At 38.4% G+C, this 10,626-nt stretch carries 9 protein-coding genes; 8 read left to right on the forward strand and 1 reads right to left on the reverse strand.

Translation table 11 applies throughout. The features are described from left to right. The first annotated feature begins 72 nt into the window (after positions 1-72). The 3 genes from ACOXY8_RS05630 (at position 73) to ACOXY8_RS05640 (ending at position 3,147) form a co-directional block, all read left to right on the forward strand. Positions 73-1,284 carry a sensor histidine kinase gene (locus tag ACOXY8_RS05630; RefSeq protein ID WP_458330571.1) on the forward strand — a complete coding sequence of 404 codons (1,212 nt, stop codon included), beginning with the start codon at positions 73-75 and terminating at the stop codon, positions 1,282-1,284. A 108-nt stretch (positions 1,285-1,392) separates the two neighbouring features. Next, complete coding sequence (gene atpD, locus ACOXY8_RS05635; RefSeq protein ID WP_458330572.1) at positions 1,393-2,898, forward strand: F0F1 ATP synthase subunit beta; 1,506 nt, start codon at positions 1,393-1,395, stop codon at positions 2,896-2,898. Between the two features lie 6 nt (positions 2,899-2,904). Beyond that, positions 2,905-3,147, forward strand: a complete 243-nt coding sequence (locus ACOXY8_RS05640) for a F0F1 ATP synthase subunit epsilon (RefSeq protein ID WP_458330573.1) — start codon at positions 2,905-2,907, stop codon at positions 3,145-3,147. Positions 3,148-3,215: 68 nt separating this feature from the next. Here the strand turns inward: ACOXY8_RS05640 and ACOXY8_RS05645 are convergent, their stop codons facing one another. Further along, entirely contained in the window at positions 3,216-3,887 is a 672-nt protein-coding gene (locus ACOXY8_RS05645) for an RluA family pseudouridine synthase (RefSeq protein ID WP_458330574.1), read from the reverse strand. Between the two features lie 99 nt (positions 3,888-3,986). On the opposite strand from ACOXY8_RS05645, the gene ACOXY8_RS05650 reads away from it, so the two are divergent. The 5 genes from ACOXY8_RS05650 (at position 3,987) to ACOXY8_RS05670 (ending at position 10,007) form a co-directional block, all read left to right on the forward strand. Next, positions 3,987-5,357, forward strand: coding sequence for a flavin monoamine oxidase family protein (locus tag ACOXY8_RS05650; protein WP_458330575.1), 1,371 nt, complete (start codon positions 3,987-3,989; stop codon positions 5,355-5,357). After that, on the forward strand, positions 5,344-6,486 hold the full coding sequence (locus ACOXY8_RS05655; RefSeq protein WP_458330576.1) for a carbon-nitrogen hydrolase family protein: 1,143 nt from the start codon (positions 5,344-5,346) through the stop codon (positions 6,484-6,486). The genes ACOXY8_RS05650 and ACOXY8_RS05655 overlap by 14 nt, the downstream gene beginning before the upstream one ends. A 173-nt stretch (positions 6,487-6,659) precedes the next feature. Beyond that, complete coding sequence (dnaK, locus tag ACOXY8_RS05660; protein WP_458330577.1) at positions 6,660-8,573, forward strand: molecular chaperone DnaK; 1,914 nt, start codon at positions 6,660-6,662, stop codon at positions 8,571-8,573. A gap of 145 nt (positions 8,574-8,718) precedes the next feature. Continuing rightward, entirely contained in the window at positions 8,719-9,348 is a 630-nt protein-coding gene (locus ACOXY8_RS05665) for a hypothetical protein (protein WP_458330578.1), read from the forward strand. 74 nt (positions 9,349-9,422) lie between these two features. Further along, a complete protein-coding gene (locus tag ACOXY8_RS05670) occupies positions 9,423-10,007 on the forward strand; it encodes a hypothetical protein (protein ID WP_458330579.1) in 585 nt (194 codons plus the stop codon). Positions 10,008-10,626 lie beyond the last annotated feature (619 nt).

Raw genomic sequence — 10,626 nt, forward strand, 5'->3', positions numbered from 1 at the left:
AAGGAGCTTCTATAGGCTCCTTTTTTGTTTTCAGCATCCCAGATTCTATCTTGATTGCCATTAAGGCACAAAATGAAAAACCAGAATTTTCAATTTATTGATTTATATCAAAACCGAACCCAAATCAAATGGGTAGTTATCATTATTGCAATAATTATTGGCGGTGCTTCCATTTGGTACACTAATCAACTCGTGTATGAACTAAAAGATCGTGAAGAAAGACTGATCAGCCTGTACGCAAATACAATTGAAGCCACCGCAAACTCAGATTTTCAAGAAAACTTAATGTTTGTGTTTCAGGAAATTGTCGTAACAAATAATTCCATTCCTGTGATTCTCACAAACTCCTCTGGTGATCCTATTTACTATCGAAACTTAAATATTGATAGCACTCAAGGTCCAAGCAAGATTGACGAAAAACTGCGGGAGGAATTGGCCATAATGCAAAGCGAGCATGAACCTGTAATGGTGACGCTTAAAATAGACGAAACAGATACCGCCTTCGAATACCAATATGTGTATTACAAAGATTCATACTTACTCAATCGCCTCAAATACTATCCATACATACAGCTTTCAATCATTTCGGTATTTATACTTTTAGCTTATCTAGCTTTTAGCTACTCTCGCACTGCCGAGCAAAATCGAATATGGGTTGGCTTGGCAAAAGAAACTGCACACCAACTTGGTACACCTATTTCCTCGTTAATGGCTTGGATGGAATACATCAAAAATGATCCAAGCCAATGGAACGATGAGGTTTCCACTGAACTAGATAAGGACATTTACAAACTGGAAATGATCACCCAGCGGTTTTCCAGCATAGGTTCTGCTCCTGTACTTCAAAATGAAAACATTGTGGAGGTAATCAAACAAACAGTGAGCTACTTGAGACCACGAATTAGCAGTCGAGTAGAGATTACTTTAGAATCAGGCTCACCGGAAATTACTTGCCCGCTCAATAGAGCCCTTTTTGATTGGGTCATCGAAAACCTAAGTAAAAATGCCGTAGATGCAATGAGTGGCATTGGTATAATTGCCATTTCAGTGAAAGAAGAAAATAACAGAACCGTAATTATAGATTTGAATGATAATGGTAAGGGAATTCCCAAAAAGAAATTAAAGGAAGTATTCAGACCGGGCTTTACAACAAAAAAACGCGGCTGGGGACTTGGATTAACGCTTGTGAAAAGAATAATTGAGACTTATCACAAAGGGAAAATATTCGTAAAAAGCTCTGAAGAAAATGTAGGAACCACCTTTAGAATAGTCTTGAACAAATAAATTTCATATTAAGGTAAAATTTAAGCGCTTACCATTGGTAAGATAGAGTCAAAACCGTACTTTTGCAGTCTCATAAAACAGGCTTTTCTTTCTACAAAACACTTAACAATGGCAAATATTGGTAGAATCACACAGGTAATCGGACCTGTTGTTGACGTTAGTTTTGGTGCAGAAGGCTCTAAGCTTCCAAATATTCTGGATGCCCTTCAAGTAACTAAAGAAAATGGTCAAAAGGTTGTATTAGAAGTACAACAACACCTTGGCGAAGATAGAGTAAGAACTATTGCGATGGACGGCACCGAAGGTCTCGTACGTGGCATGGAAGTTTCTGACTCTGGTAGCCCTATACAAATGCCGATTGGCGATGAAGTAAAAGGCAGACTTTTCAACGTGGTAGGTGAAGCCATTGATGGTATTCCTGCTCCAAAAACAACACGTGGACTTCCTATTCACAGACAAGCTCCAAAGTTCGAAGATCTTTCTACATCAAGCGAAGTTCTTTACACAGGTATCAAAGTAATTGACTTGATCGAACCTTATGTAAAAGGTGGTAAAATTGGTCTCTTCGGTGGTGCTGGTGTAGGTAAAACCGTATTGATTCAAGAATTGATCAACAACATTGCAAAAGCATACGAAGGACTTTCTGTATTTGCTGGAGTTGGTGAAAGAACGAGAGAAGGAAATGACCTTCTTCGTGAAATGATCGAAGCTGGAATTATCAATTACGGCGAGCACTTCAAAGAAAGTATGGAAGAAGGTGGTTGGGATCTCTCTAAAGTAGACGCCGAAGAGCTTAAAAAATCACAAGCAACATTCGTATTTGGTCAAATGAACGAGCCTCCGGGAGCACGTGCTCGTGTAGCTCTTTCAGGACTTACCGTTGCGGAATACTTCCGTGATGGCGATGGCGAAGGTGAAGGCAAAGACATTCTTTTCTTTATCGATAATATATTCCGTTTCACTCAAGCAGGTTCAGAAGTATCCGCCCTATTAGGTCGTATGCCTTCAGCTGTGGGTTACCAGCCAACATTGGCAACCGAAATGGGTGCCATGCAAGAGCGTATTACTTCTACTAAGCGTGGTTCAATTACTTCTGTACAGGCCGTTTACGTTCCTGCGGATGATTTAACTGACCCTGCTCCAGCGACTACTTTCTCTCACTTAGATGCAACTACAGTACTTTCTAGAAAAATTTCTGAGCTAGGTATTTACCCAGCTGTGGATCCATTGGATTCAACGTCTAGAATTCTAGAGCCATCTATCGTTGGTGAAGAGCATTATGCTTGCGCACAAAGAGTGAAGGAATTATTACAGCGCTACAAAGAACTTCAAGACATTATCGCCATCCTCGGTATGGACGAATTGTCTGAAGAAGATAAGGAAGTAGTACACAGAGCACGTCGTGTTCAGAGATTCTTGTCTCAACCATTCTTCGTTGCACAGCAATTTACAGGCCTTGAAGGTCAGCTAGTGGATATCAAAGACACTATCAAAGGCTTTACAATGATCATGGATGGTGAATTAGATCACTTACCTGAAGCAGCGTTCAACTTGGTAGGTACTATCGAGCAAGCAGTTGCAAAAGGTGAAAAATTAATGGCTGAATCTAAATAATACGTAATGTTCTTAGAGATAATCACACCGGACAGCAAAGTATTTGAAGGAGAAGTAATCTCTGCAACCTTCCCAGGAAGCAATGGTTCATTTCAAATACTAGACAATCACGCACCAATAATCAGTTCTCTTGCAAAAGGTTCTGTAACATACGTGACCAAAGCAGGTTCTCATTCTATACAAATAGATGGTGGTGTGGTAGAAGTAGTAAATAATAAATTGATTTTATTGGCTGAATCAGCTAAATAAGATTTATCAACATAATTGCAAAAGCCCTGATTCTCGCGAATTAGGGCTTTTTTTATACAATTGATTTCCTATTTCAAATAAGCTTGGAATATGGCGGGAGGATTGGCCACAATACTAATTTCCTCCTTCGTGACAGGATGTACCAACTTTAGTGACCTCGCATGCAAACAAATACTGGCATCACGATTAGGTTTTGGGCTACCGTATTTAAGATCGCCCACTATCGAACAGCCCATACTTGCCAATTGTACTCGAATCTGATGTGGGCGACCAGTTACAGGCTTTACTTCTAGCAGAAATTTACCTCCCGCTTCTTTTAGCAAGCTGTAACTCAAGTCGGCATATTTAGATTCGGAGCTTTCAGATGAATACGCACGAGTTATATTCAATTTGGCATTCTTCACTAAATAATGCGTAAGTCTTCCTTCAACTTCATTTGGCCTTTTTTCCACCAGTGCCCAATAGATTTTCTCAACTTCTCTCGTTTTGAATATCTTATTCAGTCTCTCCAAAGCCTTAGAAGTTTTGGCAAGCAAAACCACTCCACTCACTGGCCGATCTAATCGATGCGGCAGGCCTATATATACATTGCCTGGTTTATTGTATTTCTCCTTTATATATTCTTTAGCCAAATCAAGCAAAGTACGATCTCCAGTATCATCTCCCTGCACCAGCAAGCCCGCAGGCTTATTTACTGCTAGCAAATGATTATCCTCAAATAGAATTTCGGGAAATTGCATTCACGAAATTAGCTAATTTTGAGCCTTTCTATTCAATTATTCAATGGCATCTTTCATGCAAACTGCTATTTGTCTAATTTCAGCTTAATTTTTTCAGTTATGGACAAAATTGACGTAATCGTAATTGGTGCTGGCGTTTCTGGGCTCACTACTGCCAAGATACTTAAGCAAAGTGGTCTTCAAGTACTTGTGCTCGAAGCTAGAGATCGAGTTGGTGGAAGAGTGCTTAGTCAACAAACCAGCTTCAAAGATAAAATAGATTTAGGTGGACAGTGGATTGGACCAAAACAAGAAAAAATCACTTCCCTTTGCACTGAAATGGGCATTGAGGTATTCAAGCAATACAATACAGGTAAGAAAGTTCTTGATCTATTTGGCAAGAAAAAGACATACAAAAATACGATCCCAGCTCTTCCCTATTTAAGCTTAATTGATCTGCAAAATGGCATCAGCAAAATAGAAAAATTAGCTGCTGAGCTCAAATTAGGTGATGCAAAGCAAGAAGTTCAGAATAAGCATTTCGACAGACAAACTGCTGAGCAATTGAAGAATCAGATTTTCCAAACCAAAAGCGCAAAGGCCTCTTTCGATATTGTGGTAAATGCCATTTTCGCTGCAGAACCAGCAGATATTTCAGCCTTATTCTTTCTTTACTATGTGAAATCAGGACAAGGGCTGATGCACCTTGCAGAAATAAATAATGGTGCTCAACAAACGAGGCTCGTCGGTGGAATGCAACAAATTGCCGAAAAACTTGCGGAACCATTGACTGAAAATGTCATGCTCAATCAGGCCGTAAGAGCCATTCATCAGCATACAGAAGGCGTAATTGTGGAAACGATTGATAATGCATTTGATGCGAAATACGTGGTGGTGGCCATACCGCCAGCATTGGCTTCAAGGATAAATTATTACCCGTCACTTCCTGGGAATAAAGATCAATTGATGCAAAAAATGCCAATGGGTTCAGTAATAAAATGTGTGTTTACTTACAAAACTCCATTTTGGCGGGAGGATGGTCATTCCGCTGAATTTATTTCAGATAGAGGCCCAATGAATTTAGGCTTTGATGACAGCCCGCTTGATGCAGCTTATGGAGCAATTATCGGCTTCATTTCTGGCGACAAAGCAAGAGAGTGGAGCCAAAACCTTAAATCGGAGCGAAAGGAAGCATGCATTGATCAATTGGTTGGCTACTTTGGTTCACGAGCTAATGAAGTAATTGAATACCATGAAAAAGATTGGATGGCCGACGAATGGACACGTGGATGCTATGTAGGCTATATGCCACCAAATGTACTTTCAGTGTATGGCAACAGCTTGAAAGAACCAAGCGGAAGAATTCATTGGGCAGGTACAGAAACCTCGGATATTTGGAATGGCTATATAGAAGGCGCTATTATTTCTGGTGAAAGAGCTGCTGCTGAAATCACTAAACTATTCAATTTGGTGACCGATGAAGGCGCTTAAATACATTGTATTTTCAATTGCTTCGATAATTTTAATTTGGGTCGCTTGGGTGCAAATTGATTTAAGTGATCAGCCTGAACTTTCGCTAGAATTGGACAACGAAATCTATTTTCAAGATTTTCCGCTCGATAGTGCTGAAGGTTATATAATTGGAATTCAGCCAATAATGGCAACAACAGATTTTGCTACAGAAGAAAATTATTTTACAAAGCTAGATAACTATCTAGATGAAGCCAATAAAAAGAACTGGCTCAAAGAAAATACCATTGTGCTATTCCCTGAATATATCGGCACTTGGCTAGTTGTCGCAAATCAACGGAACAGCATAAACCAAAGTAACAGTATCAGCACTGCAATGATCAAGCTGATTGCTTCCAAACCATTCCAATTTTTAAAATATTGGAGCAAAGCTCAAGCAGAAAACAAAGTGAATGAAGCCATTTTCTCAATGGAAGCAGAAAAGATGGCAGGCATTTATCAAAGGACTTTTTCAAAATTGGCAGTAAAGTACAAGGTAAGTATTGTGGCAGGGTCAATCGTATTGCCTAATCCAAGCGTAGAAAAAGAGACACTAAAAATCTCTAAAGCACCATTACAAAATATATCAGCTTGGTTTTATCCTGATGGTAAAATTGACAATAATCTAATTCGAAAAGTATTTCCTATAGAAGAGGAATTGAGCTTTACACAAGCAGGAAACTTGGCTGAAATACCCGTATTTGAAACTGCAATTGGAAATGTGGCAAGCGTTATTTGTGCCGACTCTTGGTATCCAGAAATCTACAAAACCTTAAAAGAAAAGCAGGTAAATATTCTCTTAGTTCCCTCCTACTCATCGCCCAATGAAATGTGGAATAGGCCATGGAATGGCTATAATGGAAGTACTACACCAAGTGATGTGAACCAATCTGATATTGGGCAATTAACTGAGCAAGAAGCTTGGGAAAAATATAGCATGCTCGGTCGTTCTCAATCTGCCAACATTGCTTATGGAATCAACACATTCCTGCATGGCAAACTTTGGGATATGACAGCAGCTGGCGATGTGTTTGTAATTCAAGATTATGAAAAAACTAGAATACCCTCCCACAATTCTTCCATGATAGTGCGAATTGCCATAAAGAAGTAAATATTTTCAAAAGGCAATTTTCCATCATTCAATAATTTATCTCTCTCAATTAGCTATTTAGATGGGCAATGGCTGTCAATGTGTCACAAAAACTCTTTTAAATCCCATTGGCACATGCATTGATAAACCCATAACAGATCATAGAACTGAACAAAACAAAAAACATAAATACAATGGGAAAAATTATTGGCATTGACTTAGGTACCACTAATTCATGCGTAGCCGTAATGGAAGGTAATGAACCAGTGGTTATTGCAAATAGCGAAGGCAGAAGAACTACACCATCGATAGTGGCTTTTCTTGACAATGGTAATGGCGAAAGAAAAGTAGGTGACCCTGCCAAGAGACAAGCAATTACAAACCCTAAAAACACCATAAGCTCCGTGAAGAGGTTTATGGGTAAGAAATATTCAGAGGTTTCCAACGAGCGCAAGAATGTGTCTTATGGACTTGAAAGCGGCTCCAACGATACCGTAAGAGTGAAAATTGGTGATAGACTATATACTCCTCAAGAAATTTCTGCAATGATTTTGCAGAAAATGAAATCTACTGCTGAAGATTACTTAGGTACTGAAATTAAGGAAGCGGTAATTACCGTACCTGCATATTTCAATGATGCTGAGCGCCAAGCAACTAAAGAAGCTGGCCAAATCGCTGGCTTAGATGTAAAGCGTATTATCAACGAACCAACTGCAGCTGCATTGGCTTACGGCTTGGATAAGAAAGATAGAGATATGAAAATCGCCGTGTATGACCTTGGTGGTGGTACATTCGATATTTCGATTCTTGAATTAGGCGACGGCGTATTCGAAGTGAAATCTACGAATGGTGATGTACACTTGGGAGGTGATGACTTTGATTCAGCAATTATTAATTGGTTGGCTGACGAATTTAAAAAGGATGAAGGCCTTGACCTGAGAAAAGATCCTATGGCATTGCAGCGCTTAAAAGAAGCTGCAGAAAAAGCTAAAATTGAACTTTCAAGCTCTAATAGCACTGAAATAAACTTGCCTTACATCATGCCAGTAGATGGTATGCCAAAGCACTTAGTGAAAACTTTGAGCAGAGCCAAATTTGAGCAACTTACCGAAGATCTTGTGCGCAGAAGCTTAGATCCTTGTAAAAAAGCAATGCAAGATGCGGGTCTTTCTACCAGCGATATTGACGAAGTAATTCTTGTTGGTGGTTCTACTCGTATCCCTAAAATTCAGGAAGAAGTTGAGAAATTCTTTGGAAGAAAACCATCGAAAGGTGTAAATCCTGATGAAGTTGTGGCAATTGGCGCAGCAATTCAAGGTGGTGTACTTACTGGTGAAGTAAAGGATGTATTGTTACTTGATGTAACTCCACTTTCATTAGGTATTGAGACAATGGGCGGTGTGTTGACAAGACTTATCGAATCTAACACGACCATCCCAACTAGAAAATCTGAGGTTTTCAGTACTGCATCGGATAGTCAGCCTTCAGTGGAAATACACGTATTGCAAGGTGAGCGCCCTATGGCCAAAGATAACCGTTCGATAGGTCGCTTCCACTTGGATGGCATTCCACCAGCACCTAGAGGTGTTCCTCAAATTGAAGTAACGTTCGACTTGGATGCTAATGGTATCTTGAATGTTTCAGCAAAAGATAAAGGAACAGGTAAAGAGCAGAAAATTCGTATTGAAGCTTCTTCTGGACTAACTTCCGAAGAAATAGATAAGATGAAGAAAGAAGCTGAGGCAAATGCTGAGGCCGATAAAAAGGAAAAAGAGAAAATCGAAAAACTGAATACTGCGGATAGTTTAATATTCCAAACTGAAAAGCAATTGAAGGAATATGGAGATAAACTTTCTGAAGGAAATAAATCTGGAATCGAAACTGCTTTGACTACACTTAAATCAGCATTCGAAGCAAAAGACCTAGATGCTATTAACCCAGCTGTAGAAGCCTTAAACAAGGCATGGGAAGCTGCTTCTCAGGAAATGTACGCAGCTAGCCAACAAGGCGGTGGTGCAGAAGCGGGAAGTCAAGAAGAGTCTAAAGCTGAATCAGAGCCAAATAAAAATGGCGATGTGTCAGATGTAGAATATGAAGAAGTGAAATAAATTTGAATTTAAATATCAGATTAAAAAAAGGCTCGGAGAAATTCGAGCCTTTTCATTTTTTAATGATTTATGATTTGAAGAAAAATTTCCTAATACAATCTGAAAATAAAGAGAATATTGCACGCAATTTGCTTACTCGTTGGCTATGAAAAAGACACTTTACCCAATCGCTACAATTATTTTGATGCTATTTATTGCATCATGTTCATCAAGTACATCTGGTGATGAGAATATAGCTAATATCAAGGACATAACAGAAGTACTCCCAACAGAGGCTAGATGGAATAAAATAATTGAAGATCAAGATATCACGTACCGAGTTACATCTAACACGACCGAGGATATGTACACTCAATTCTCATTAATGGTGGAATACAACAGCAGCCCAGAGACAGCTTCAACTGGTACTTATCCAAAACTAAAAAGGTTCGCAAAAGCAGACCTTAATGGCGATAAATACAATGAGCTAATTTTTATTGGAGCTAGCGAAAACCAACCAAAAAACGAACACATCTATGTTTGGACTTTGGACTATTCTGCAAGTCCGAAAAGTTTAAATCTGCTCGAACTCCCAAGTGTTCCAAGATCATTTATGGAGAATGTAAATGGCAACAATACGTATAATGTAAAGCCTCCTTATATTGAAAGAATAATCGGCTATAAATTGGAAGATGGTTCAGAAACAGAAAAGTCATTTCTTTTTAAGATAAATGAAGCAGGCGAGTTCAAATTGTATTCAGTTGATGGAGAGTTAGTAACCGAAGTAGCATTATAAAAAAATATTTCCAATTTTTAAAAGCTTGATTAATCAAGCTTTTTTTATGTATACATTTTCTCAATACAAGTGAAATGAAAAGTATTATCTACTTATCTGTATTCCTTCTTATATCTTGTTCCTCTAATATAAATCTTGAAGGTCAAGAGGATATAAGTGTCGAAACACCAAAGGAAAAATCTTGGAATCTAACACTAACTGATCAAGATATTAGCTATTTAATAATAGCAAGTACTATGGAAAATCAGGATATGCAGTTTTCTGTAGAAACATCACTGAATGATGAAAAACAAACAACTAATGTATCACACTTCCCAAATATTAAAAAGTATGCATTGGCGAGCCTCAACAATAATAATTATAAGCAGTTAATTTTTCTAGGCAACAATTCAATAAGGCCTGAGAATGAATTGGTCTTTGTATTCTATCTAAATACGGAAAATAAGCCCTATCAATTATTAAATATACCCTTACCTGAAATTGATGGTGATAATAGGAAAAAACTTAATAGTATTAATTCCTATTCAATTAAACCTCCATACATTGAAAGAAAATTAGAATATCAGCCTCTTGAAGGTGAATTACAGAAGGAAATAATTATATATAAAATTACAGATAATAACGAAGCCGAAGTTGTTTCGAAAAAAGTAGATAAATAGGATAGATGATATTTGCTTGAATAGTTAACATTAGCTTGATCGATGCAAAAGTCTCTTCTAGAGAGGAGATTTAGAGATGTGTTTTCTTCTTAGGGAGGGTAGAGGATGGTTGATGGATCAAGATTCATTTTCACAGTCAGTAGAGCAGCAGCACGATACGGCTGATGCGGTGAATCAGAGGAGGGGAACTTTGTAGAATTAAATGATGCTCATCGCAAAGCTCTTCAAGGGTTTGAAACCCTTGAAGAGCTCGCTGTCTATGCGATAGTCGGAGAAAAGTTGAAAAAAAACATAGTCCATCATTTAATCATAAAAATCCCTGCCCATACGAGGCGGGATAGTTCAGACAATTGCGATGTTGGTAAATGATTTAGGTTATAAAAGAGGTCTGATAGCTGTAGATTGATATCGTATCCTATTTTTTACCGACCGTGCGGGAGGATGATTTGCGATCATCCCTTATCCCATGGTTGAAACCATGGGCTATGGATATTTCGCTCAGATAACGCTAGAAATCATAGTGTTTCTAAATCTATCTTTCTTGTCTTGTCCTGAAATAGATTTACGTAAATTGTAAATCATGATTAAAAGAAAATCAGAACTTAAGCGGCTTAATTCT

Origin of the sequence: Peijinzhouia sedimentorum, from assembly GCF_049340005.1 — a bacterium.
In the GTDB taxonomy this organism is placed as follows: Bacteria; Bacteroidota; Bacteroidia; order Cytophagales; family Cyclobacteriaceae; genus CAXBDP01.

Bases quoted from the DNA above. Each gene is read 5' to 3' on its own strand.
- ACOXY8_RS05630 (WP_458330571.1), top strand. From the start codon at position 73: ATGAAAAACCAGAATTTTCAATTTATTGATTTATATCAAAACCGAACC.
- atpD (WP_458330572.1), top strand. From the start codon at position 1,393: ATGGCAAATATTGGTAGAATCACACAGGTAATCGGACCTGTTGTTGAC.
- ACOXY8_RS05640 (WP_458330573.1), top strand. From the start codon at position 2,905: ATGTTCTTAGAGATAATCACACCGGACAGCAAAGTATTTGAAGGAGAA.
- ACOXY8_RS05645 (WP_458330574.1), bottom strand. From the start codon at position 3,887: ATGCAATTTCCCGAAATTCTATTTGAGGATAATCATTTGCTAGCAGTA.
- ACOXY8_RS05650 (WP_458330575.1), top strand. From the start codon at position 3,987: ATGGACAAAATTGACGTAATCGTAATTGGTGCTGGCGTTTCTGGGCTC.
- ACOXY8_RS05655 (WP_458330576.1), top strand. From the start codon at position 5,344: ATGAAGGCGCTTAAATACATTGTATTTTCAATTGCTTCGATAATTTTA.
- dnaK (WP_458330577.1), top strand. From the start codon at position 6,660: ATGGGAAAAATTATTGGCATTGACTTAGGTACCACTAATTCATGCGTA.
- ACOXY8_RS05665 (WP_458330578.1), top strand. From the start codon at position 8,719: ATGAAAAAGACACTTTACCCAATCGCTACAATTATTTTGATGCTATTT.
- ACOXY8_RS05670 (WP_458330579.1), top strand. From the start codon at position 9,423: ATGAAAAGTATTATCTACTTATCTGTATTCCTTCTTATATCTTGTTCC.